The following is a 24,685-nucleotide window of genomic DNA, read 5'->3' on the forward strand; positions in this document are numbered from 1 at the left end:
GCTAATGAGGCTCTGGAAAAATCCCATACTCAAACCTTCTTGACTTAACCTGCGAGAACATTGCTTGCGAGAACATTGCTAAAGAGTCGTTGGACTTGCTCCCAAGCATCTGCTGCCGCTTTAGGATTATAGCTGGCGCGACGGTCACAGAAAAATCCGTGGTTAGCTCCATCGTAGCGAAACAAACGATGGGGGATGTTGTATTTGGCTAATTCAGTTTCAATCTCGTGAATATGTTCTGGGGGAATACTGGCATCATCAAGACCGAAAAAGACATAGATATTACCCATAATATCTTTTGTCCGGGTCAAGGTGGGTGTTTGATTGCCAGGACTACGGGTAGGAATGCCGGCTCCGTAAAAAGCTGCTGTGGCTTTAATATCTGGTAAGGTGGCGGCTAAATAAGCGACGTGACCGCCAAAACAAAAGCCAATACAACCAAAACTGTCTGGTTTGACTTGGGGGATAGTTTTCAGGTAGTTAATGGAGGCTTGAATGTCAGTTAATAATTCTCCAACTGTTGTTTGTGACCAAGCGTATTGTCTGCCCTGTTCGATGTCAGCTTCGGTATAACCAGCTTCATAACCAGGGACAATACGTTCAAACAGGGAAGGAGCGATCGCTACATAGCCTAATTTTGCTATCCTGTCTGTAACATCCCGAATATGGGCATTCACGCCAAAAATCTCTTGCAAAACCACAATTCCTGGATATACACCGGGTGTTTGGGGTTGGGCTACATAGGCAGAGATTTGCAGATTTTGCTCATCTGAAGTCGTTTCTCGTAGAGAAATTTTAACTGTGGAAGTGTGGAGAGCCTGCTCTGTCATAATATTTTTTACTAAAGCTATATAAATGTTTGATATAACTATGCCAGTATCTTCTGGTTATCTCCACCCAAATTATCAATTAGTCAAAGTGAGCGCATTAGCAATTTCCCCCAGACTTATCCCCCATCCAGGGCAACAATTTAACAGCTAGCAAAGGAGGTGAAAATCAGCTACTAATCTTGAGGAGTTTAAATGATGATTCAATTCCGTATTCAGCCAGACAGCGAAATTCCCGCTTCAACCCAGTTATTTAATCAAATCCGATTTGCGATCGCTTCCCGTCAATATCCACCAGGATATAAACTACCCAGCACCAGGGCTTTAGCTATGCAGACGGGGTTACATCGCAACACTATTAGCAAAGTCTACCGCCAGTTGGAAGAAGATGGACTGGTGGAAAGTTTGGCTGGTTCAGGAATTTATGTTCGCGCCCAAGGACATGAAGGTGGAAGCAAGTTACAATCACCCATCCTCAAACAACATCCTGACGCTTACAAGGTCGTCCAACAAGCCCTAGATGAACTACTCAGTCAAGGCTGTTCTCTCAATCAAGCCAGGGAAATATTTTTAGCGGAAGTAGATTGGCGATTACGTTGTAGTGCCAGGGTATTAGTCATTGCACCATATCAAGATATTGGGGCCGGGGAATTAATGGTCGATGAACTGGAAGAATCCTTAAAAATTCCCGTCCAACTGGTAGCAATGGAAGAATTAGCCGCAGTTCTTGACCAAACTACTTCCGCCACATTAGTCACCAGTCGCTATTTTATCGGAGATGTGGAAGCGATCGCCGCACCCAAAGCAGTGCGTGTGATTCCCCTGGATATCCATGACTATGGTAAAGAAATTAATCTAGTTAAAAATCTCCCTAAAGCTAGTTGTATTGGCATAGTTAGTCTCAGTCCTGGCATTCTTAGAGCAACAGAAGTCATTTTGCATGGACTACGTGGCGATGAATTACTAGTGATGACTTCCCAACCCAAGGATGCCTATAAACTCCATGCCATAGTGAAACGGGCAGAAATGATTTTCTGTACCGACCAAACCAGCTATACAGCCGTACAAGCTGGACTGCAAACAGTAGTAGAAGATTTAATTCGCACACCCAAATTAGTGCGCTGTGAAAACTACATTAGTCTTCAATCTATTAGTTTACTCAAGCGAGAACTAGGATTAAGTTAAGAGAGGAGTTTCAAAACAAAGAACACAATTAAACTTTTACCTCACACCCTCAACCCTTAAAAACTCTTGTACCCTTTGCAAATAACTATCTGGGTCTTCCAGCATCGGAAAATGGGCTGTATTGGGAATTAAAGCAAACTCAACTTTGTCATTTAATTTCGCAGCTTGACTACCCAACTGAGCAGGAATAATCTTGTCATATTCTCCTGAAACTAACAATGTTGGTACTGTCAACTTGGCAAATTCCTGGGGCATAACTTCCGCTTGAGCTTTACTCACGGAAGTAAAAATTGTTCCCAATGCTGTATCATAATCAGCATCAATAAAGTCTTGTAAAAAGGCTATGCGTTCAGATTTGGGGATAGAACGATGTAAAAATCGCGCCATAAACATCTGATCTGCCAAAGGTATTTTTACTAGCCATCTAGGACGAAACTTGACCACATAGCCACCAAATTTATGAAAGGCGGCAAAAGCTTGTTCATCATACTCAAACACCCCGCTACAAGTTAATATGCCCTTTTTTACTCGTTGGGGATAGCGGTTGAAAAACAAGGTGGCAATAGAAGCACCCATGGAATGGGCATTAATATACACTTGCTGAAGTTCTAATTCATCGAGTAAAACTAGCAAGTCTTCAGCGTATTCTGTTAATTCATAACTCAGTTCGGCTAGGGCTTCAGCTTGTGCTGAGGTTGACTTTGACTCAGCTACAGCCTCACCAACCTGGCTGATAGTGGGTTTACCACAGGAACGTCCAAACCCCCGCAAATCGTACAGTAAACAATCAAATTGGTCTAATAAACTCTCAGCAGTGCTACGCCAATATCTAGCAGAACCAGCCCAACCGTGAATGAAAACCATAATTGGCTTGGCTACACCTGATGGTTTTTTCATCCACTCGTAGTAATGTTCAACGCCACGAAGATTGAGATAAGGCATTAGTCAAAATCACAAATAAAATTAAAAAGTCAAAAGTCGGAACAAATGAAGACTAATGACTAATTACCAATGACTATTACGCTGACTCTGGCTTCGGTAGTGAAGAAGGATGTACCAGCAACTCCGCTGTGGAACGTTTCTCAACCATTTCTCTGGTGACTGTACAACGAGTGACATCTTTGCGGGATGGTAACTCATACATAACATCGAGCATTAGTTCTTCCACAATTCCCCGTAAAGCCCGGGCCCCAGTTTTGCGCCGGTATGCTTCTTGAGCGATCGCTCGCAAGGCATCTGGTTTAAAATCTAACTGGACATTGTCCATCTTCAGCAGTTTTTGGTACTGTTTCACCAAAGCACTGCGAGGCTGGGTCAAAATCGCCATCAAGGCTTCCTCATCCAGAGGATCGACCACTGCCACCATGGGGATGCGTCCAATAAATTCAGGAATCATGCCAAACTTCACCAAGTCGTCTGGTTCCAGATGTCGCAAGGTATCAGCCGCGCGTTTTTCCTTACTTTGACCTTCTCCTGGCTGGACAAAGCCAATGGATTTTTTCCCTACTCTTTGGTCTACAACTTTTTCTAGCCCGACAAAAGCCCCACCGCAGATAAACAAGATATTACTAGTATCTATTTGGATACAATCTTGATAGGGGTGCTTACGTCCGCCTTGGGGTGGAACATTGGCAATTGTCCCTTCCAACATTTTCAGTAGGGCTTGTTGTACACCTTCTCCAGACACATCTCTGGTAATGGATGGGTTTTCACTCTTGCGGGCAATTTTATCAATTTCATCGATGTAGATAATGCCTCGTTGTGCTTCCTCTACATCCAAATCTGCCACTTGTAAAAGTCGTAGTAAAATATTTTCTACGTCTTCCCCCACATAACCAGCTTCTGTCAGTGTGGTCGCATCAGCTACAGCAAAGGGAACATCCAAGATTTTTGCCAGGGTCTGTGCCAATAAAGTCTTACCGCAACCAGTTGGGCCAATTAACAGAATATTGGACTTTTGTAATTCTACGGCATCATCTGGGCTGCCTTTGCCATTACCTTTGGACTGAAGCAGCGCCAAGCGTTTGTAATGATTGTAAACTGCTACGGAAAGAACTTTTTTGGCTTCATCTTGACCAATTACATGTTCGTCTAAATACTTTTTAATTTCTCTGGGTTTAGGGATTTGACCAAAAGAAATATTGGACGAACGTGTCCGGCGTTTTTGAGGTGGTTCTGCCTTTGGTGCAGGTTGTGTCGCTGCACCATTGGTGTCCAGTAACTCCTCATCGAGGATTTCATTACACAAGTCAACGCATTCATCGCAGATGTAGACTCCCGGACCCGCGATTAATTTACGCACCTGCTCTTGAGACTTGCCACAAAACGAACATTTTAAATGGGAGTCGTACTTAGACATACCAGCCTCTTATTTCAGAATGGTGACGTTTTCCCCTGCTGTGGGAAGATTTTGTCTAGAAATTACCTGATCGATCAGGCCATAGTTCTTCGCCTCTTCGGCCGACATGAAAAAGTCGCGTTCTGTATCTGCTTCGATTCTTTCCAAAGGCTGACCAGTATGGCTAGATAGTAACTGGTTCAATTTCCCTTTAATGTAAAGAATTTCCCGCGCTTGGATTTCAATGTCAATGGCTTGCCCTTGAGCGCCACCAAGGGGTTGGTGAATCATAATCCGGGAGTCTGGCAGCGACATACGCTTGCCTGCCGTTCCAGATGCTAAGAGGAATGCTCCCATGCTCGCGGCTAGTCCAAAACAGATGGTGACAACATCAGGACGTATCTGTTGTATTGTATCATAAATTGCCATCCCCGCGTAGACCGAGCCACCAGGGGAATTGATGTAGAGTTGAATGTCTTTTTCTGAATCTTCTGCATCCAGAAAAAGCAACTGAGCAACAATGGAGTTAGCAACAGTGTCGTCAATGGGAGTTCCTAAGAAAATAATCCGTTCGCGCAGTAGGCGGGAATAGATGTCAAAGGCCCGTTCCCCCATACCGGATTGTTCTACTACCATGGGAACAATATTACTAGGGCTACTCAAATGAGAGCTAATGTTCATGGGACTCAAGCTATTGATTGGGTAGTTTCCCGACTGCGATCTAAGCATATGAGAACATTGAAAAACTATGTGGGACAGAGGTTACAGCAGTTATACCTGCTGTGAGGTGAGATGAAATTCTGATTTTAGCTATGTGTTAACCATTATGCCTTATAGAATTTCATCCCGTTGCATCCTGTCATAGGTGCAGGGTGTAGGGTAGGAGTGGAGTTTTCTGCTCTTGCCCCTATTCCCTGTCTATTTACTCAGGACTGGTGGTTTCTGCTTCAGCCGCTTCGGAGGCGGTTTCTGTTGCTTCTGGGGGAGTGAGAGAACCTTCAGGAACCAATTCCACAGCAGAATGTTCTAACAACCAATCAACGATTTTTTTCGTTAACAATTCTTCTTCTACGACTGAGCGTAGTCTATCTTCATCAATGTCCTGCTCAGAATATTGCTCTAACAGTTCTGTGACTCTATTGTTTAATTCTTCTGCTGTGACGGTGATAGATTCTTTTTTGCCAATTTCTCGCAATGCTAAGGAACGTTTTAGACGGTCTTCAGCTTCTGGACGTGACCGTTGCCGTAGTTGGGGAATGATATCTTGAGTGAACAGTTTTCTGACATCTAATCCCTGTTGAGATAGACGGACTGCTGTTTGAGTTAATAGGGCATCAACTTCTTCTTCAATCAAGGTAGTGGGTAATTCAATTTCTACCTGTTTGAGGAGTTCTGCAAACAAAGCTTCTTGTTTGTTTTCTCTAGTTTTTTCTTCCGCTTCTTTTTGGAAGTTGGTTTCTAAAGAAGAGCGTAATTCTGCCAGGGTGTCAAATTCGCTGACTTCTTGAGCAAATTCGTCATCTAACTCTGGTAGTTCTTTTTCCTTGATTTCTTTGAGGGTAATGGTAAAGATTGCTGCTTTCCCGGCTAATTCTTCACTCGCGTAGGGGTCAGGGAATTGGGCAGAGACTTCTTTGGTTTCTCCAGGGTTCATGCCGACAATGCCAGCGACAAAGCCAGGGATAAATTTATCTTCTTGTAATTCAACTTGAAAGTCTGTTCCTTCTCCACCAGGGATGGGTTTGGGTTCTGCATCTGGGTCGTCGCCTTCTTCTTTGGCTAAGACACCCTTAAAGTCTACTACTGCCACATCACCTAATTGGGCAGCACGTCCTTCTACGGGAATGAGGGTGGCTAATTGTTGCCTTTGACCATCGAGGGCCTCATCAACTCTTGCAGGGTCGTATTTGATTTCCTCAGCTTTGATTTGTAAGCCAGTGTATTGGTTGACTTGCACTTCTGGTTCGACATCTAAAGCCACAGAAATAGTCAAAGGTTTACCAGGCTCATAATTATTAATTAAGTCTTCAAAGGAAGAGCGTAGTGAAGGCTGGCCAATGGGAGAAAGGGATTCTTGCTTGACTGCTTCCTCAATGCCATTTTGAATGATTTCTTCCAAGGCTGAGGCTTTGATGCGAGTGATGCCAAGACGCTGTAGTAATATCTGCCGGGGTACTTTGCCTTTGCGAAACCCAGGAATATTGGCAGTGCTGGTTAAATTTTTAATGACCTTTTCGTATGTTTTTTGGGTAACTTCCGATGTAATTTCGATTTCCAGCCCAATTTGGCTAGCGGGGAGTTTCTCCTGGGTAACTTTCATGCTGTGTCTCTGTGTTCTGGTGTTTTTAACTCCGAGTACATACAAGTGGCTTGCGATCGCATTGCTTGCTTGATGCCTTCAGATAGGGATAGGATTTGTTTGGGTAACAAGAGCAAATCCAAATTTGGGACAGATGCCCTTTAGCAGAGATCCAGTTTACTGCTAATGGCTATGGACTTAACAATTTTCTGCTATATCTTTACTCATAGCACTGCCTCCTGACCTGAATTTTTACGTGTTTAACACTGATTCAGTCCTGAGTTTGACAAAACCTGATCAATTTTCTGCGGCTAGGTCTTTTTCAGTCAACTTACAGCCTAAAAACTTGGCAATTAGACAAATCAGGAGTTTTCTAGTACCTGTTGGTGGTATCTCTGACTCAAAGCTAGCACATCAGGATTTTGTCTTTGGTGGTTGACCATGGGCCTTTCCTGGGGCAGCCCTCAAGAAATACTGGTGACAGGCAATAGTTTTTCTCATTTGGTACTGGGTTTGCAGTTTGCTGTATAATAGTATATGATTTATTTTTTTAGAAGTTGTTGTAAACTATAGTTTTACTTAAGTAAAATCTACGTAGCATAAACTAAATTAAAGAAAACAACCAAAGTTAGAGTTTATTGAATATTGGTCGTTCTTAATTATAAATAAAGATAAATTTTGCTGCTTATAAACTATTAATCAACCTTTGAAGGAGAAAGTCAGTTTGTCTAAATCCTATCGTGTGGCTATTTTGGGTGCAACCGGTGCTGTAGGTACGGAGTTGCTGGAATTATTAGCAAGTCGGAATTTTCCTTTAGCTGAGTTAAAGTTACTCGCTTCGGAACGCAGTGCGGGCAAGAGATTGAATTTTCGAGGAGAAAGTTTGCTGGTGGAGCCAGTGAGCGATCGCGCCTTTGATAAAGTAGATATAGTCTTGGCCAGTGCTGGGGGTAGCACCTCCAAAACTTGGGCAGGTGTAGCAGTGGATAAAGGCGCAGTGGTGATTGATAATTCCAGTGCCTTTCGCATGAACCCTGATGTGCCACTAGTTGTGCCAGAAGTAAATCCTCAAGCCGCAGCTAAACACAAAGGCATTATTGCCAATCCCAACTGTACAACCATTTTAATGTCCGTGGCGGTTTGGCCTCTCCATCAAGTCCAGCCAATCAAACGCATTGTTGCTGCCACATATCAGTCTGCCAGTGGTGCTGGTGCTAAGGCAATGGAAGAAGTGAAAATCCAAACCAGTGCTATTTTACAAGGACAAGAACCAGTAGCCGAAGTTCTACCCTACCCCTTGGCCTTTAATTTATTTCCCCACAACTCCCCCTTAACTGATTCTGGGTATTGCGAGGAAGAGTTAAAAATGGTGAATGAAACTCGCAAAATTTTCGGTAATCAAGATATCCGCATCACTGCAACCTGTGTACGGGTTCCCGTACTCCGCGCTCACTCAGAAGCAATTAACCTAGAATTTGACACACCCTTTAGCCCAGATGCTGCCAGGGAAATTTTAAGTCAAGCCCCTGGAGTGAAACTAGTGGAAAATTGGCAAACAAATTATTTCCCCATGCCAATGGAAGCTAGTGGCAAAGATGAAGTGTTAGTGGGAAGAATTCGTCAAGATATTTCCCATCCCTGCGGCTTAGAACTGTGGTTGTGTGGTGACCAAATCCGTAAAGGTGCAGCCTTAAATGCCGTGCAAATTGCTGAATTGTTAGTAGAAAAGAATCTAATGCGTCCGTTGTCAGTGGTGAATGGTTAACAGTAAAAATAGCTGGTAATAATTGATAATTGACAACTCACAAATGACCGATTAGGAGAGAAAAGAGGGTGGGAGATTTTGGCACAGTTGTAACTGCGATGATTACGCCGTTTCAGACAGACGGCAGTGTTAATTATGATGTAGCAGCTAAATTAGCAGATTATCTAGTTAACAACGGTACAGATACACTGGTGGTGTGCGGCACAACGGGGGAATCCCCTACCTTGACCTGGGATGAAGAATACCAATTATTTGTTGAGGTGTTGCAGTCCGTCGCCGGGAGAGCTAAGGTAATTGCAGGGTGTGGTTCTAATTCCACCAAGGAAGCGATCGCTGCTACCCAAAAAGCAGCTAAAATAGGAGTACATGGCTCTTTACAAGTTGTCCCTTATTACAACAAGCCACCCCAAGCGGGACTATATCAGCACTTTCAGGCCATAGCCCAAGCCTGTCCTGATTTACCCATGTTGTTATACAACATTCCTGGTCGTACTGGTCAAAATCTGAGTGCTGAAACAGTGGCGCGTTTAGCAGCAATAGACAACATTGTCGGCATCAAAGAAGCCAGTGGCAATTTAGATCAGGCCAGTGAAATCCGGCGCTTGACACCACAGGAATTTCAGATTTACGCTGGTGATGATTCCTTGACTTTACCACTGTTAGCAGTAGGTGCTAAAGGGGTTGTGAGTGTGGCTTCCCATCTAGTAGGTAATCAACTACAGGAGATGATTCAAGCCTTTAATGCTGGTAAAACCCAACTGGCTACGAACATTCACCTGCAACTTTTTCCCCTGTTTAAAGCTTTATTTTTAACGACAAATCCCATTCCCGTTAAGCAAGCACTTAAACTTCAAGGTTGGGAGGTAGGTTCAACTCGTCCACCATTATGCGAAACAGACTTAGAAATCTGTCAAAAGTTAGAGGCGGTTCTGAAAAAAATTGGTTTAATCTGAGTGCCAATAAGTAAAAATAGATCGTCTGAGTTAAGCAAAGACACATAAAGGAATTGTTAGTAAGCAGTAATTGAAACTAATTAGCTCTGACCGAGCGATATAAAAATCATTCAGTTTTCAGTCCATGTTTATCGCCAAAAAATTGCAAGTAGTTATGAAAACAGGGCGACCTTAAAACTGAAATTTAAATAAAGATTTGCTGTTGCATTTGATACATAAAAACCAAGATCAACTGAACATCAACAAACGACCATACACTAAGGAGAAAATGGCTAAAAACGAGGCTGATTCCGCCCTGAAAATTATTCCCCTGGGCGGCTTACACGAAATCGGAAAAAATACCTGTGTTTTCGAGTACGATGACGAAATCGTGCTATTGGATGCAGGTTTGGCTTTTCCCACAGAAGCAATGCACGGTGTGAATATTGTTCTGCCAGATACAACCTATCTGCGGGAAAATCGCCACAAAATTAAGGGAATGATTGTCACCCACGGTCATGAAGACCATATTGGTGGCATAGCATTTCACCTCAAACAATTTGAAATTCCTGTCATCTACGGACCTAGACTAGCTATGGCGATGCTAGAGGGTAAACTGGAAGAAGCAGGGGTACGCGATCGCACCGAATTGAGAACAGTTCTACCCCGTGATGTGGTGCGAATTGGTAAATCCTTCTTTGTTGAATATATTCGCAACACCCATTCCATCGCTGATAGCTTCACTGTTGCCCTGCATACCCCATTGGGTGTAGTTATCCATACAGGAGACTTTAAATTTGACCACACCCCCGTCGATGGTGAAAACTTTGACATCCAACGCCTAGCGGAACATGGGGAAAAAGGCGTACTGTGCCTATTAAGTGATTCTACTAACTCAGAAATACCTGGTTTTACACCTTCTGAACGTTCTGTTTATCCCAACCTAGACCGGGTATTCAGTCAAACCAAAGGACGGCTATTTATCACCACCTTTGCTTCCAGTGTCCATCGCATCAACATGATTTTGCAATTGGCTCAGAAGCATAACCGCGTGGTGACAGTGGTGGGTCGTTCCATGCTCAACTTGATTGCCCATGCCCGGAACTTAGGTTATGTCAAGTGTGAAGATAGTCTGCTGCAACCCTTGAATAACGTCCGTCATCTACCCGATGAAAACGTACTGATTCTGACCACTGGGTCTCAAGGGGAACCCATGTCAGCTATGACCAGAATTGCGAACAAAGAACACCCCCATATCAAGATTCGAGAAGGTGATACCGTTGTCTTCTCTGCTAACCCCATCCCTGGTAACACCATTGCGGTGGTCAATACCATCGATAAATTGATGATTCAAGGGGCCAAGGTAGTTTACGGTCGAGATAAAGGCGTTCACGTTTCTGGTCATGGTTGCCAAGAAGACCAGAAATTAATGATTGCCCTCACCCGTCCTAAGTTCTTTGTGCCTGTTCACGGTGAACATCGGATGTTGGTGAAGCATTCAGAAACTGCCCAAAGTATGGGTATTCCCAGAGAAAACATGGTAATTATCCAGAATGGTGACGTAATTGAATTAACAGAAAATTCCTTACGTGTGGCTGGAAAAGTACCATCAGGTATTGAACTTGTGGATACATCTAGTTCTGGGATGGTCAGCGCTAGAGTCTTGCAAGAACGGCAAAAAATGGCTTCCGAAGGTATTGTCACCATTGCCGCAGCTATTGGTTGGAATGGCAAACTGTTAGCGAAACCAGAAATTCACCTGCGGGGTGTGGTGACGAGTATAGAGCGATCGCTGCTGCAAAAATGGGTACAACAGAGAATAGAAGAAATTCTCAGTGTCCGTTGGGCAGAGTTCCGCACAGGCAACGGTCATGATGATATGGACTGGGGTGGTTTGCAAGGAACTTTAGAAAGAGAATTGGCCCGTTCTCTCCGCAAGGAATTGCAATGTCAACCTACAGTGACCTTGTTGATGCAAATTCCTGATGAACTACCTACACATTTATCTGCATCCACTTCTACATCTACTACAACCTCTGGGTCTGCGGTAACGGTTGCCGATGGCAGAAGAAGACGTACTCGTTCTACTGCCCAGGTAGCTTCTTAAGGGTTCTGTACTAATTCTCGGATATCCTAAAGTATATTTGGTCGTGGGGGTTGAGCATTGCGCTTGACCCCTACAAATTTTTTGTTTCAGCTGCAATTTGCCTGACTACTGTTAATGCTGAATAACTTACCCCCGCTGTCCCTTCACCAGGATGGGTAGAGTCACCAACTAACCACAAATCCTGAATTGGTGTACGATTAGCAAAACCAAAGGGGCCAAAAGTAGGAATACGCTGACCTATACCACCAACTATACCGCGATCGCGTCCTGTGTAATAGGCAAAGGTACGGGGTGTGGCAGCTTCTACGTAAATTAAGGTTTCTGGCTTCAGGTAAAAGTATTGGGAAAGACGAGCGATCGCATCTTGGGTAAACTGTTGTTTTAACTTGGCATAATCTTGGGTTTGCCACCAAGGTTTAGGATCGACGAAAGAAGAAGCAATAATTGTCGCTTTACCTGCTGGGGCCCTGCCATCTCCTGGATGGCTGACAGAGACAAATAGGGAATTATTTTCACCAATGGGGCCTTTGCTGTCATATAAAAATTGCAGGTGGGGAGGACAGTCAAAGGGAATAGCACTAGCATCTACACCCAAGTAAACGACAAAGGCACCGGAAGCAGGTGGTAATTTTGCTACCCTTGATTTGTATCCTGATGGTGCTTTATCTGCCAATAACTGCACCAGATTTTGTACAGTGACGTTAGCTACTACATGGTCAGCTGGTTCTGTCCACACTTCACCAGTTTTTTGATTTTTGATGACTACACCAGTAGCTTTACCCTTTTCTACTTGAATTTGTTCGACGGTGTGACGCATCAATAATTTACCACCGTCTCTTTCTAAGGATGCCACCAGGCGATCGCTTAATACCTGCATACTACCCTGGAGATGAAACAGTCCTTGGGGTAATTGGGATACACTCAAGGCTGTAGCTGCATACAGTAAAGCTGTTTCCTCGGCATTGACTTGAGAATATAGCTTCAGTTGCAAATCGAGAAAGGTTCTCAACCGTTGGTCATTGCCTAAACCGTATAACCTTAAAGCATCACCCACAGTGAGGAAAGTAAAGGGTGCAGTAATGAATGTATTGGGACGTACTGCTTTTAACAGTTGACCCAAATCCCAAATATTGCGAGGAGGTAGTACAGGGTCACGTCCTTGAAACTCCCAACTAGCTGCAAATAAAGTTGCTAATAACTGCCAGAAAGGTTCACTACCGGGAAATTGTCGCTGTCTTTCCTCTTGCCATTGTTCTGGGTCACGCCATACGTTAATGGGTGTGGACTCACCTGGAAGATAGACTGCACAAGCTGGGTCACAAGGCGTTGCAGCAGGTAATTCAATTCCTAACTCAGAAAAAATCCGGTGATGAATTCCTCCTGGTTCTAACCCAGCTACTTGAGTGGCACCAACATCAAAGGTAAAACCTTGACGCTTAAAAGTGGAAGCACAACCACCAGGAACTATGGCTTGGTCGAGAATTAAGACGTTGTAACCTCTATGGGCTAATAATGCCCCGGCAGTTAGTCCACCGATACCCGCACCAATGACAATGATGCGACGAGGATTTTTGTCAAGGGAAAGACTGGGCATTGATACTTAACTTTACATTTTTTAATATTCCTTCTCATAATTGTATATTAAACTTTACCTTTACCCCAGAATTTGAGAAAATATCAATATTCAAAAAGGTATAGGAGGGAACAGGGGACAGTGTAAAAAGTCTTTGTCATCTGGGTTTGATTATCAATTGATGTCCTAATACCAGCAACTACTATATTTTTGATTTTCCAGCAGGAAACAAGCTTTTTTTAAGATTTGAAGCTAGCAAATAGGTTTATATATTTGGATAAAGGCTGATTATATATTTGTATACGCATAACAATGTTGAATTTTCAAGCAACATTGATAAAAATCTGCAAATAAATTCCAGGGAAACACTTGATGGCCACAAACTTACAAATACAAGAAATAGCGATCGCTCTCACTGCCAAAAATCTGAATCCTGCCGCCCTAAACCCGGATTTTTTGAAATACACAGGTATTATTCCCTCAGATTGGGAATTAGCCCGTCAACCAGTTTATAACAATGGACTAGTCCAGCTATTTTTTACCAATGGCTTCGGTATCGTTGTCCAACCAAATCAAATTATTCTCCTGGAAGCCATAGCTGGAAAAACAGGAAATGATATGCAAGTAGCAAAAATTGCCAATCAACTGGTAGAAAAACTTTCGCAACTTGAATATCAGGGAGTGGGAATTAATCCCAGAGGGTTGCTAATTTTTGACTCAGAAGCTGATGCCCAAAAATATATATGGGGTAAACTGTTAACGCCAGGTTCTTGGCGAGAGTTTGGTGAAGGTGAAGTAAACGCTGCCTTGCAATTAAATTATCGGCTTCAGCAGGGAGTGTTGAACTTAGGAATTAACCAAGTTAATGTTCAATTAGGAGAGAAGCAATTAGGGGGAATTTTATTTTCGGGCAGCTTCAATTATCCTCTACCAAATAATTCAGCCACTAAAATTCAATATTTACAACAGTTAATTAATAACTGGCAAAACGACCTCGTTACATTTCAGCAATTTTTGGTAGATAAATTTCTGCCATCTCCGGAAACAACCTCTAACATTTCTGTGTTTCCACAAGCTGTAATTTCCTATTCATGAGGAAGTCAAGCTGCAATTACAATTTCCCAGTTTGAGTTGTAAATGCAACTTGATGTGCATAAATTTCTAAGCTTTTTTCGTAGGTGCATTGGCAATTCTTGCATCTACAATTGCTTGGGAAACATTAGGAATAAACCAGTTAATTTCACCGGGTTGGAGGATTTGTGTTCCCGCTTGGTTAAATTCAATTGCACCTGTATCTTGGTTAGTTTTCAACACTAACTGAGTACCGTTAGGTACTTTGATTACCACACCACCAGTTAATTCTTGCTTGTCTCCATTCACACCTAAAGCTATGGCTGAAACATCGGCAGGTATATAGATTCCTTTACAGTTCCATTTGTTTTTTGTAGTTTGACCATCACCTAAAAAATATAATGCCGTTGGGTTGATGTTATTACCTTCTTGGGAATTGCCGGCTGGGCCATATATAGCCAAAGTCTTACCTGTTTGATTACTGCATTGCCCCCAATCAACTCCTGACTCAAACGCAAATTTTTGTAATTCTAACTCGCTGATTCTTTGGTCAATCTCCTCTGGTGTATAACCTTCCAAAGGAGTTTGCTGTGCTTTGGCATTTTGTAGAAAACTCAAGTCTTTTGTTACGGCAATGTAATCAGGATTTTTTTCATATCTTGGTGGATCTGCAAAAGCTGGTACAGAGAAGATAAGAGTTGCACAAAAGATTGCAACCAACCATCAAACAATTTTTGAAGATGCTCATATTGAATATTCCTAAGTTTAGCCTATGTTGAAATTGCAACTGCCATAAGAAATCAACAATTTTTCAGCAGTTTTGAAAGAAACTTTCCGCTCAAAATAAAACTGTTAAACAGCAGTATTTGAGTGACCTAAAAAACATCCGTAATTTCAAATTACCATCATCATTTGCTGTTGACAATCATAATCTAAATATATTTTTTATACATAGTATGTTTACTATATTTAAATTTGCTTGAGGCTGAAAACTATTTAAAATCAAGGCTAAAAATAATGTTTGATGATATGTACAGTATAAATCTTCTGTCTTGTATGTATATTTTATTACTAAAATTTCAAATAACATAAAATTTTTTTTATATAGATAAATAGCACTAACTCCGATATATTTTGTGGTATTTTCAAAGCTCATAAATCATCAAAATATTTTAGATTTCGTACTTGATTGTCAGAAATACATAGGGTAATATCTAATTCGTAAATAAAAATACCAATCTAAATTAGCAACAGGTTGTTATAGTGATCAGAGCTATATAGAGATAGCTTTGACAGTTTTCTGCCATATAAAAGTTGTCTCCCAACTTACAAATAAGTCTGATTCATCTAACATATTTTGCACGACTTTAGGGAGTATGACTACAGTTTGGCCTGCCTTATTGATCACAAATCAAGAATAGTTCTGATGGTCATTGTCCATAATTCAGCCCAAGAAATGTGCGTTACATTTTGCCTTAATTATTTATGAAGACTTCTATCAATAATTCTCCTTAACCTATCTTCATTGGTCTCATTTACCCTTATCAATATCCGAAAATGAGTAAAGAAATATCGTCATATCAAAGTATTCATGGACTAAGACAAAATTGTCTATCTTTTTCAGAAGTCTTGGCTCAGTCTTTTGCAGTAATTGCACCCACAACCATACCAGCATCTAACATTGGTTTGATTGTGGCCCTTTCAGGAAATGGCACTTGGTTAAGTTTTTTGATTGGTTTGGTGGGGCTATTGTTAGTCAGCGTTAATATCAACCAATTTGCTAGCCGTTCCGCGTCTCCAGGTTCCCTCTATGCCTACATTACTAAAGGCTTAGGGCCAACGGCCGGTGTAATTTGTGGTTGGAGTTTGGTACTGGCTTATTTATTTACTGGGATGTCTGTTCTTTGTGGTTTTGCTAACTTTAGTAGCATATTTATTGCCCATTTAGGAATTCATCCCTCTAGTATCACTCTGTTAGCCATTGGTGCAGGTATTTCTTGGTATGCAGCTTACAAAGATATTCAACTTTCAGCCATAGCTATGCTGTGGATAGAGGGTGCTTCTTTAGTTTTGATTGCTATCTTGTGTTTCATCATCTGGGCACATAAAGGTTTTGCCCTGGATATGTCGCAGTTAACTCTTTCTGGTGTCAGTCCAGGTAACGTAGCGACGGGTTTGGTATTAGTGATGTTTGGTTTTTCAGGTTTTGAAAGTGCAACTAGCTTAGGTGATGAAGCGAAAAAACCATTACGTACCATTCCCAAAGCAGTTATGGGTAGTGTGATGTTAGCTGGTTTGTTTTTTGTTTCTACTACTTATATAGAAGTTCTTGGTTTTAGCGGCACTGGAGTATCGATTGCTCATACGGAAGAACCTCTAGGTTTTCTTTCTCAACAAGCTGGGGTAGGCTTCTTGGGAGAATTAGTAGGTCTGGGGGCGCTGTTTAGCTTTTTTGCCTGCATTCTTGGCAGTATTAATCCTGCGGCTAGGGTGGCTTTTTTAATGGCTCGTCATGGCTTGTTTCATGCTTCCTTAGGGAATGCCCACGCAGCTAATAGAACACCTCATGTCGCGGTGACAATTTGTTCTTTATTCACATTTTTAGTCCCGGCTTTGATGTCATTTTTCCACATTCAACTATTCGAGTGTATGGGCTATTTAGGGGCGATTTGTAGCTATGGGTTTTTGACTGTTTATATCATGATTTCCGTGGCTGCTCCTGTGTATCTATACAAAATTAGAAAACTCCGTCCCATCGATGTGGTTTTTGCAGTTCTTGCCCTGGTATTCATGATGATTCCTGTGGTGGGTAGCGTGGGTCTTCCTGGTAGTAATTTATTTCCAGTCCCAGAAGCTCCTTACAATACCTTTCCTTACATATTTTTAATGTATTTGGCTGTGAGTTGTGGTTGGTTTTTCCTGAAAAAGCAACATTCTCCTCATTTGGCAGCAGCAATGCAGCAACGAGTTGAAGAAATTCACTCTCGCTTTGCAGAAAGAAATAATTTTTAAAGATTGGTAATTAGTGATGATATTTCATCACATAAAGTATCAATTTCTGACCAAAAATCTCAAATCTCACATTGAAACGTCTTATGAGTAGCTTGGTAACGGCAATTAGCACAGGGGCTGCTGCTTTCAGTGCTACTAACCTTGATGATTTAGTGATTTTAACTTTGTTTTTTTCTCAAGTTGATGTGAAGTTTAGGCGTTGGCATATTATCATTGGTCAATATTTGGGTTTCACTGCGTTAGTGATGGCCAGTTTGCCTGGCTTTTTTGGTGGTTTAATTTTGCCTCGTCCCTGGATTGGTTTATTTGGGTTAGTACCTATATTTATTGGGATGAAAAGCTTATTGTATCCAGATACGGATGAGTCAGAGGAGGAGACAGAAACAGAAGACTCTCAGCAATCACTGTTAGCAAAGTTTTTCAATTTGCAAACTTATAGTGTGGCGGCTGTGACCTTTGCCAATGGTACAGATAATATTAGTATCTATGTGCCGATATTTGCTAGTAGTAATTGGCAAAATCTGTTGGTAATTGTGAGTGTTTTCTTTCTGCTGGTGGGAGTTTTGTGTTATGTGGCACATAGGTTAACTCACAATCAAGCGATCGCTCATCTGTTCACCCAATACGGCCATCGTTTCATGCCCTATGTGCTGATTGGTCTAGGTACTTTTATCTTTCTGGATAGTAATAGTTTGAGTCTGATTCATTTAAGGTGAAAGGTGAGGGATGAAAAAAACTGAAGAGTAAATAACTTACAAATCATTTGCCTTCCCTTGTTCTTATTTCCTTGATCAATCACTAAAGAGGAATAGGACTTACGCAATAAATTTCCTAAACCCTCTGAATAATGCTTCGAGAACGTGGTTTTTTACCCTTTACTTTTGCGTAAGTCAGGAGAAAAACGGTGACTATACTGGTATTTTCTTTATTAGTATGGCTGGGGTCTTTTAGCGCAGGTTTGGTAGGGGCCTTAACTGGGTTAGGTGGTGGAGTAGTAATAGTGCCGTTATTAACTTCCATTTTTGGTGTTGATATCCGCTATGCGGTTGGTGCTTCCCTCGTCTCAGTCATTGCTACATCCCTGGGTTCAGCCTCTACTTACATTAAAAAAGGCTTTGCTAATTTACGGTTAGGTATGTTTTTAGAGGTTGCTACCACAATTGGTGCGATCGCTGGTGCTTTAATGGCAGCCCTTGTATCAGTCAAGTTTTTGACTCTGATTCTTGCGATCGTACTGATTTATTCAGCCTATCTCTCACAACGTCCTCGACCAGAACACCAAGAAATTGCTTCCCCAGATCCCATTGCTGAATACCTACATCTAAATGGTACTTACCCTACTCCCGATGGTGTCATGCCTTATTACGTTAATTCTGTACCGACGGGATTTAGCATTATGTTTATAGCTGGAGTCCTTTCTGGTTTATTAGGTATAGGTTCGGGTGCATTCAAGGTGTTAGCGATGGATCAGGCCATGGGTTTACCCTTTAAAGTGTCCACCACCACCAGCAATTTTATGATTGGTGTTACCGCAGCAGCTTCCGCAGGTGTTTATTTAAGCCGAGGATATATAGATCCGGGTTTATCCATGCCAGTCATGTTAGGAGTGTTACCAGGCGCTTTTTTAGGAGCCAGAATTTTAATTGGTGCTAAAACCCAAATTTTAAGAGTTATTTTCAGTCTTGTGCTGGTAGTTATGGCGTTAAAAATGGTTTACAACAGTCTAATAGGGGGGCTGTAGTTATGTATAAATTAAATTCTGGGTTTCGATGGAGTTCATCTACACATGGGGAAGTAGAAGTAGCAACTCTAACTTTTGGAACAAATGAAATAGATGCTGATATTCAACAATTAGAAGAACATCGCCTCAAACATGCAGCACAAATAAATCATCCTGGTGAAATTCATCATCAAAAAATCACAAAATCCATCGGTGAAATCCAATTAGAATATTTACTTAGTCACCTGTTAAAGTATGGTGTTTTAATTGCTAGTTCTGTAGTATTATTTGGCGGCATATTATACTTAATTCATCATGGTTCTGAACCTGCTGAATATCAAGTATTTATTGGTACTTCTTCTGCATTTCGTTCACCAACTGGTGTAGTAAATTCTGTTTTATCTGGTAGTCGTAGAGGTATTATTCAATTAGGGCTGTTAATTCTCATAGCTATCCCTATTTTGCGTGTAATTATTTCTTGTTTAACTTTTCTGCTACAGCGACAATTTATATACGTAATTATTACTTTATTAGTCCTTGCTAGTCTGACTTACAGCCTAGTAGGAGCTTATTACTAATAGTGATAAAAATTTTTAGATATTTCAATATGGGTAATGTGGGTAATGTAGTTGCATCAGACATTACCCATGATTTTAGATATGGTAATCTAGCTCTAAAATTCACTAGATACTAGACATCTTCTCACTTTCTGCTCTAAAATACTAAAATCCGATTGAAATAGTGGTGTTTATGGGCAGACTGCAAGCAGAAAACCAACAAATCGTCATTAAAGAAGAAAAAGCAAACACAAATCCACAGCAGTCCAGTCTCAATTTATGGAAAAAGCTCAGAGGTGGATTTCTGCTGGTACTAGGATATTTACTTTCCCCTTTATGCTGGTGGAATGACCTATTATTTAATTTACCAATAGCCTACTTTTTTGGGTATTTATGTAGTTTATTTTCACCTAAATTGTTAATACCTTGTACAATTATTGGCTATTGGTTATCAAATGTGATAGGTATCCTATTTATGCAGTTTGGTTCAGTAGATATTTTGCAAAAAGACGGTCAAGAACGCAATTTGAAAAAAGATTTATTGAATGGCTTTGTTTCTTCAACCGTATATACTCTAGTGATTATGCTATTAATCCAGTTGAAGATTATCGATACTCCAATTTTATTTGCTAATGGTTAACCCTCTTCCATTAAACTGGGAATCACAAAAATAATTTCCTAATTTTGAAATTTAGATGTGATCAGGGTTTGAAGATTTTATTAATAACAAAAAATGGCGAACATTTTGAAACATTAATAAATAGCCAAAACCCTTGTTGAATAAAGGTTTCACATTTTGCGTTACCTAGAGTCATGGAAGAGGGTTAATCATCAATTATAGGTAAATACTCTTGCCATCAGGTGATGATTAATTCTCACTAGCGGTAACTAGCTGCTGAATATCCCACAGCTTTAAACCGTCTTGACCCATAATTAATGGCAATTTACCATTCCATTTTTCAATAGCTTGTCTTTGCAATAATTCCGGCGTTAAAATATCCTTTAACAAACTTTGTACTTGGGCTTCTCCTTTAGCTAAATTAACTTTTGCTTCTGCTTCTTTAATTGCTTTGATGGCAATAAACTCAGCCCGCTTTGCTTCCTGTGCAGCAATTTGTTTTGACTCCACTGCTTCTCTAAACTGTTCAGAGAAGCGGATATTTACTAAGGATATATCATCAACGACAATATGATAATTGCCTAATCTATTAGTTAGTAATTCGTCTAATTGTGATTTAATATTGCCCCGTCGAGTAATTAACTCTTCCGCCGTATATTCAGCAATCACGGCTTTCAATACTTCTTCTACGGCTGGATTGATAATAGAATTAATAATATTCACATCATCACCAATTTGTTGATAAATGATGTTTACCTTATCTGGAGTCAGATGCCAGTTAACAGCAATGTCGGTAAAAATATTCTGTAAATCTTGAGAAGCTGCCTCTGTAGATATTTCTTGTTTATGAATTCTCATACTGAATTTTTTAACTGTATTGACTACAGGAATAATTATGTGAATTCCTTCCGCTAAAATTTCGCTTTGAACTTGACCAAATTTCATTAACACACCCCGTTCACCAGCATTAACAATGACAAAGGGTGTGAGCAAAATGGTGAGCAAACACAATAAAGCTGTGAGTTTACCAGCATTGTTCAGAGTGCTATATTTTTTCATCAGCAAGCCCTAAGTAGCCCTGGTATTATATTTGCATTAATTTACCAGTGTGACATACTTGTGGTGCGATCGCACCTATCGAGTCTCTATTCACAGCTGATACTGAGAGACCTATTTTCTCTTCTCTGGGACTTTTACCATAAACAAGAATGTAGAGGCCTTGTAGCGGAAAGTCTCACCCCCATTTAATTACCAACAGAGTCTAATAGCAATACCTACCATTTCCGTCAGGTTTCTCATTTTCCTGAGCTAATCGTAGTGTCCCTAAAATAGTGGAAACTATGACGCACCGCTTAGTTGTACCACCAGCTTTACTAGATAAAGTTAAACGACCTAAAGGTGGTTTTTTGACAGTTCCCAGATAATCAAATTGAATCTGTCTTACACCATCTGACAGTTGTAAAGTAGTCTCCCCATCAAGACGAAGACTAGTATCCAAGCTGTACCATACAGCATCAACTGGTCGCACAGTAGCTGGATGAACTGCCCATTGCACAATCCCATTTTGTTCACGAAAACTAACTTGCCAAGTCACTTTCTGCCTTTTAGCTTGACTTCTAGCTTGGTTTATTGCCTCATAAACCTGACTTTGGGCAGAATTTAAACTCTGTCGAGAGATAAAACCCATCCAAGTTGGTGCCATCAATGCTGATAAAATCCCAATTACCATCACAGCTATTAATGTTTCCAGCATGGTAAAACCACTACTGGAATCATAGTTTCTGCTTTGAAAATTGTTTAGAGATAAGAAAGTGATTAACAATTTCATTACTCTTAAGTTTTTTGAATTATGACTTTTGTTTTTGAATATCTGCTTGCTTCCACCAATAAAAAGGACTTACCAGTGTGCTGATGATTAACTGTCTTTCACAATCAGCCACTAAGTCTGTTTTTGCTTGAATACCATACTTTACAATATGCTTAAATAATTTACGTAAATCATTTAACATATAAGCGACTATCGTCAACCACTTGTATTCTTTCTTAACTTGAACCATCCTGGTGACATAACGACTTAAGCCAATTCCCCAGAAAAATGGGATTAAATATTCCTTTTGTAAGCGTAAGCGGGGAATTTTATGAGTAATTTCCATCTCTGGGTTATACCAAATTTCCCAACCTGATTTTTGGATATAAGCTAAAACTTCCAAATCTTCACTAGTCACCATATTGCCGTTGACTCTACCACTCAAAATAGTTGCTTGTGGTACACTTTCTAACCAAGCTTGACGACGAACCACTAACCCCGCAGAAGGTGGCAATATTCTTTTTTTAGCTTCATACACAAGTGGCTGATTTCCTCTTTCAGTAATAGCTAAAAAAGGTGCGATTCTGTGAAAATTTTCTGGTGGTTCTACTTCCCAATCTGGATGAATTTGACTACCAAATGCTCCTACCAGCGGATATTTTTGAGCGAAATTATAAGCAGCTTCTACCCAATTGGCAGTTGGATAATTATCATCATCTAAAAAACCAACAAACTTACCTTTAGCCTCTCTTATTGCCCTTTTTCGAGCATAAGCTGCTCCTTGCTGAGGTTCAAATATATACTTTAATTTATATGGGCATGACCAATTCAGTTGATATTTTTCAACAACCTTTGCTGTTAAATCACTACTATTATTATCAATGACAATAATTTCCCATTCTATATGTTCTGTGTTAACTTGATTTTTTAACTTATTTAATAATTCTGGCAAACGGTTTGCACCATTGTATGTGGGAATAGCTATAGTTAAGTCTAATTCTAATTCAGTCTTCTGAAATTCGTCCAGATAGATCGATGATGGAAAATCACATACCTGAATATTATTCATTTGACGCACCCTATCAAATTAATTATTTGAGATCACCTGACAATATCTATATCTATCTATTTACACTGAGTATCTTTTTCGATTCGCATTCCTCCAATCAGACTTTCCACAATCACACAACGTCTCATGCTACTAGCTTGATTAGTTCCTGACTTAGGCGGAGATACCATAATGATTAATGGTGTTACAGGGTCACTACCATTTATTTTTCCTAAAGCTCCTAAATAATCAAAGGTAATTCTTCCAGAACCAGCTTGAGTATCGCGTACTTTTTTATCTGCAAAGGCTTTATTTTCAGATTCTATATTAGTGTATAAAAGAATCTGTTTTGGTTTAATTTCAATGTTTCTCCCCAAATTTTGCCAACCAGAAATAGGGCGATTTTTGGTAGGATAAACTAAAAATTGCGGAATATTATTCTCTATTTTAAACTCAGCACTATAGCTAGTTTTGGTTTTTTTAGCTTCTGTTTGTGCAGTACGCAGCGCAGATAAAATTCCGTCATTAACTTGACCTAAACGCTGTCTATTAGTGAAACCTAACCAACTAGGAGCAATAATGGCTGATAAAACACCAATCAGCAACACCGCAGTGAGAACTTCCAATAAGGTAAAGCCAACATCAAGATTGTAGGGCTGATTTCTTTTTAAATAGCTTATTAACAGGTTGTTTAAATACTTAGACTTGCTATCATCAGCAGTCATGAGTTAATCCTCTGATTGATTAATGTTTAACGAGATAAATAACCTTGTACTTCAATAATCACACTAGCTGTGGGGAAAAAAGCATCTTGGCTTTTACTATATTTCCTCACACTACTACTTTGCCGATCAAGTCGCGCTAAACCATTACCACGGAGGAATATTTTGGCTGTAGGATTAGGTCTATCTACACCTTCACTTCTAACTGAGTCATTTATACTAGCTCTGTCCACACATACATAAAATCCAGTAATATTACTCAAATCTCCGCTAGTGACTTGTGCTGGAGTAATTAGTGACCATCTATTTGGTTGGGCTTGATCAACAGGACAAACAGGCTGTAATTTTGTTTGGTCTTGTGTGGGAACTTCATTAATAGGTGTTTGATCTATGTAGTCTATCAGGACAGAAGGTGCAATGTTATAAGCTGCACTACCTTTCGTCCATTGATTCATACCTGATTCTATACTTAAGGCTTGCTCAATTGAGAAGCGGGCAAAGCCAGCATCGGGGCAATATCCTGGTACATATCTATTAGCAGTGCCACAATTGCTAAAACTTGTCTTACTAGTAGTTGATACACCATCTTTAATTTGCCATCTAGCAATGCGAGCAGCTTTAGACCAGGGTTGTTGACTGTCTTTTATTAAATAATAGGCCACTAATGAATAAACGAATGTATCATCTCTACCATCGGGAGCATCAATTGCACGGGGTACATACTCTCGCTTCCAAAATACTAATATTGGTACTCTATCTGTGGCGCTGGCATCAGGTAATTGTGATTTAATGGCATTTAAACCAGTTTCATCGTATATATATAAAGCCTGTTGTAAATCACGGGAAATATAATCTAATGCTGTTTGTAGCTCTTGTTCAGCATTGGACTTTGCTTGTTCATTCTGGTCTGTGTTCAGCACACTAATCATAAACCCTAACATAGGAGTAATGATTAAAAATGCGATCGCTAGAGCAATGAGTAATTCTATTAAAGTAAAACCGTTTTCTGAAGTTATAATTTGATTTTTCTTGGCTTTATTGCTCTTGAGTAGAAAATGTAATATATTAATCATAATGAATTATGGATAGAACTCATATTTGAT

Annotated in this window: 22 protein-coding genes; 10 read left to right on the forward strand and 12 right to left on the reverse strand. The window is 40.5% G+C overall.

Annotated elements, in window-relative coordinates:
* Positions 1–44: 44 nt before the first annotated feature.
* The gene (locus H6G73_RS16535; protein ID WP_190606427.1) at positions 45–830 is read right to left on the reverse strand and encodes a dienelactone hydrolase family protein; all 786 of its coding nucleotides are present in this window, start codon (positions 828–830) and stop codon (positions 45–47) included.
* A gap of 195 nt (positions 831–1,025) precedes the next feature.
* Here H6G73_RS16535 and H6G73_RS16540 point away from each other — a divergent pair, with 195 nt between their 5' ends.
* Positions 1,026–2,012: a GntR family transcriptional regulator gene (locus H6G73_RS16540; RefSeq protein ID WP_190606472.1), complete on the forward strand. Its 987-nt coding sequence runs from the start codon at positions 1,026–1,028 to the stop codon at positions 2,010–2,012.
* A 36-nt stretch (positions 2,013–2,048) separates the two neighbouring features.
* Here the strand turns inward: H6G73_RS16540 and H6G73_RS16545 are convergent, their stop codons facing one another.
* From H6G73_RS16545 to tig, 4 genes are all read right to left on the reverse strand, one after another.
* Positions 2,049–2,954, reverse strand: a complete 906-nt coding sequence (locus H6G73_RS16545) for an alpha/beta fold hydrolase (protein ID WP_190606429.1) — start codon at positions 2,952–2,954, stop codon at positions 2,049–2,051.
* A gap of 76 nt (positions 2,955–3,030) precedes the next feature.
* Positions 3,031–4,371 (reverse strand): ATP-dependent protease ATP-binding subunit ClpX, encoded by a 1,341-nt coding sequence (clpX, locus tag H6G73_RS16550; RefSeq protein ID WP_190606431.1) that lies wholly within the window; start codon positions 4,369–4,371, stop codon positions 3,031–3,033.
* 9 nt (positions 4,372–4,380) lie between these two features.
* Positions 4,381–5,079 (reverse strand): ATP-dependent Clp endopeptidase proteolytic subunit ClpP, encoded by a 699-nt coding sequence (gene clpP, locus H6G73_RS16555; RefSeq protein ID WP_190606432.1) that lies wholly within the window; start codon positions 5,077–5,079, stop codon positions 4,381–4,383.
* A 193-nt stretch (positions 5,080–5,272) separates the two neighbouring features.
* Positions 5,273–6,670 (reverse strand): trigger factor, encoded by a 1,398-nt coding sequence (gene tig / locus H6G73_RS16560; RefSeq protein WP_190606434.1) that lies wholly within the window; start codon positions 6,668–6,670, stop codon positions 5,273–5,275.
* Between the two features lie 703 nt (positions 6,671–7,373).
* Between tig and H6G73_RS16565 the strand changes: the two genes are divergently transcribed.
* The 3 genes from H6G73_RS16565 (at position 7,374) to H6G73_RS16575 (ending at position 11,453) form a co-directional block, all read left to right on the forward strand.
* Positions 7,374–8,414 (forward strand): aspartate-semialdehyde dehydrogenase, encoded by a 1,041-nt coding sequence (locus H6G73_RS16565; protein WP_190606436.1) that lies wholly within the window; start codon positions 7,374–7,376, stop codon positions 8,412–8,414.
* A gap of 68 nt (positions 8,415–8,482) precedes the next feature.
* Entirely contained in the window at positions 8,483–9,367 is an 885-nt protein-coding gene (gene dapA, locus H6G73_RS16570) for a 4-hydroxy-tetrahydrodipicolinate synthase (protein ID WP_190606438.1), read from the forward strand.
* 268 nt (positions 9,368–9,635) lie between these two features.
* Positions 9,636–11,453, forward strand: a complete 1,818-nt coding sequence (locus H6G73_RS16575) for a ribonuclease J (RefSeq protein WP_190606440.1) — start codon at positions 9,636–9,638, stop codon at positions 11,451–11,453.
* Positions 11,454–11,523: 70 nt separating this feature from the next.
* Here H6G73_RS16575 and crtD read toward each other — a convergent pair whose 3' ends face one another.
* Entirely contained in the window at positions 11,524–13,047 is a 1,524-nt protein-coding gene (gene crtD, locus H6G73_RS16580; RefSeq protein ID WP_190606442.1) for a C-3',4' desaturase CrtD, read from the reverse strand.
* A gap of 351 nt (positions 13,048–13,398) precedes the next feature.
* Here crtD and H6G73_RS16585 point away from each other — a divergent pair, with 351 nt between their 5' ends.
* Positions 13,399–14,121, forward strand: coding sequence for a hypothetical protein (locus H6G73_RS16585; RefSeq protein WP_190606444.1), 723 nt, complete (start codon positions 13,399–13,401; stop codon positions 14,119–14,121).
* Between the two features lie 66 nt (positions 14,122–14,187).
* On the opposite strand, the gene H6G73_RS16590 is transcribed toward H6G73_RS16585, so the two are convergent.
* Entirely contained in the window at positions 14,188–14,817 is a 630-nt protein-coding gene (locus H6G73_RS16590) for a hypothetical protein (protein WP_190606446.1), read from the reverse strand.
* Positions 14,818–15,654: 837 nt separating this feature from the next.
* Here H6G73_RS16590 and H6G73_RS16595 point away from each other — a divergent pair.
* The 5 genes from H6G73_RS16595 (at position 15,655) to H6G73_RS16615 (ending at position 20,026) form a co-directional block, all read left to right on the forward strand.
* A complete protein-coding gene (locus H6G73_RS16595) occupies positions 15,655–17,109 on the forward strand; it encodes an APC family permease (RefSeq protein ID WP_190606448.1) in 1,455 nt (484 codons plus the stop codon).
* Between the two features lie 83 nt (positions 17,110–17,192).
* Positions 17,193–17,825 (forward strand): cadmium resistance transporter, encoded by a 633-nt coding sequence (locus tag H6G73_RS16600; RefSeq protein ID WP_190606450.1) that lies wholly within the window; start codon positions 17,193–17,195, stop codon positions 17,823–17,825.
* 188 nt (positions 17,826–18,013) lie between these two features.
* Positions 18,014–18,850 carry a sulfite exporter TauE/SafE family protein gene (locus H6G73_RS16605; RefSeq protein WP_190606452.1) on the forward strand — a complete coding sequence of 279 codons (837 nt, stop codon included), beginning with the start codon at positions 18,014–18,016 and terminating at the stop codon, positions 18,848–18,850.
* Positions 18,851–18,852: 2 nt separating this feature from the next.
* Positions 18,853–19,407: a DUF1634 domain-containing protein gene (locus H6G73_RS16610; RefSeq protein WP_190606454.1), complete on the forward strand. Its 555-nt coding sequence runs from the start codon at positions 18,853–18,855 to the stop codon at positions 19,405–19,407.
* A gap of 172 nt (positions 19,408–19,579) precedes the next feature.
* Positions 19,580–20,026: a hypothetical protein gene (locus H6G73_RS16615; protein WP_190606456.1), complete on the forward strand. Its 447-nt coding sequence runs from the start codon at positions 19,580–19,582 to the stop codon at positions 20,024–20,026.
* A 228-nt stretch (positions 20,027–20,254) separates the two neighbouring features.
* Here the strand turns inward: H6G73_RS16615 and H6G73_RS16620 are convergent, their stop codons facing one another.
* The 5 genes from H6G73_RS16620 to hpsC form a co-directional block, all read right to left on the reverse strand.
* Positions 20,255–21,064: a prohibitin family protein gene (locus H6G73_RS16620; RefSeq protein ID WP_190606458.1), complete on the reverse strand. Its 810-nt coding sequence runs from the start codon at positions 21,062–21,064 to the stop codon at positions 20,255–20,257.
* Positions 21,065–21,266: 202 nt separating this feature from the next.
* A complete protein-coding gene (locus H6G73_RS16625; RefSeq protein ID WP_190606460.1) occupies positions 21,267–21,833 on the reverse strand; it encodes a pilus assembly FimT family protein in 567 nt (188 codons plus the stop codon).
* 19 nt (positions 21,834–21,852) lie between these two features.
* Positions 21,853–22,881, reverse strand: a complete 1,029-nt coding sequence (gene hpsE, locus H6G73_RS16630) for a hormogonium polysaccharide biosynthesis glycosyltransferase HpsE (protein ID WP_190606462.1) — start codon at positions 22,879–22,881, stop codon at positions 21,853–21,855.
* A gap of 56 nt (positions 22,882–22,937) precedes the next feature.
* Positions 22,938–23,585, reverse strand: a complete 648-nt coding sequence (locus tag H6G73_RS16635) for a pilus assembly FimT family protein (protein ID WP_190606464.1) — start codon at positions 23,583–23,585, stop codon at positions 22,938–22,940.
* 26 nt (positions 23,586–23,611) lie between these two features.
* Positions 23,612–24,655 carry a hormogonium polysaccharide secretion pseudopilin HpsC gene (hpsC, locus tag H6G73_RS16640; protein WP_190606466.1) on the reverse strand — a complete coding sequence of 348 codons (1,044 nt, stop codon included), beginning with the start codon at positions 24,653–24,655 and terminating at the stop codon, positions 23,612–23,614.
* Positions 24,656–24,685 lie beyond the last annotated feature (30 nt).

This window comes from Richelia sinica FACHB-800, assembly GCF_014698825.1.
Taxonomy (GTDB): Bacteria; Cyanobacteriota; Cyanobacteriia; order Cyanobacteriales; family Nostocaceae; genus FACHB-800.